Origin of the sequence: Paraburkholderia sp. SIMBA_030 (assembly GCF_046535245.1) — a bacterium.
Taxonomy (GTDB): domain Bacteria; phylum Pseudomonadota; class Gammaproteobacteria; order Burkholderiales; family Burkholderiaceae; genus Paraburkholderia.
Map to the genome: position 1 here is coordinate 1 of NZ_JAWRXB010001123.1, position 253 is coordinate 253.

At 57.3% G+C, this 253-nt stretch carries 1 protein-coding gene; it reads left to right on the forward strand.

Features of this window, described 5'->3' with window-relative positions; all coding sequences use genetic code 11:
* Positions 1–253: N-6 DNA methylase (locus SB772_RS43515; RefSeq protein ID WP_410838967.1), on the forward strand; the 253-nt coding region annotated here is incomplete at both ends.

The following is a 253-nucleotide window of genomic DNA, read 5'->3' on the forward strand; positions in this document are numbered from 1 at the left end:
GGAGGACTATGTCGCCAAATTTTCCGCCAACGCCCGCCAGGTGTTCGAGCACTTCGCCTTCTCCGACTGGCTGGTTCAGCTCGACAAGGCCAACCTGCTGTACCTGGTGACGCAGAAGTTTGCCAGCATCGACCTGCATCCGGGAACCATCAGCAACCACGAGATGGGGCTAGTATTTGAACACCTGATCCGCAAGTTCGCCGAATCTGCCAACGACACCGCAGGAGAGTTTTTTACCCCGCGCGATGTGGTG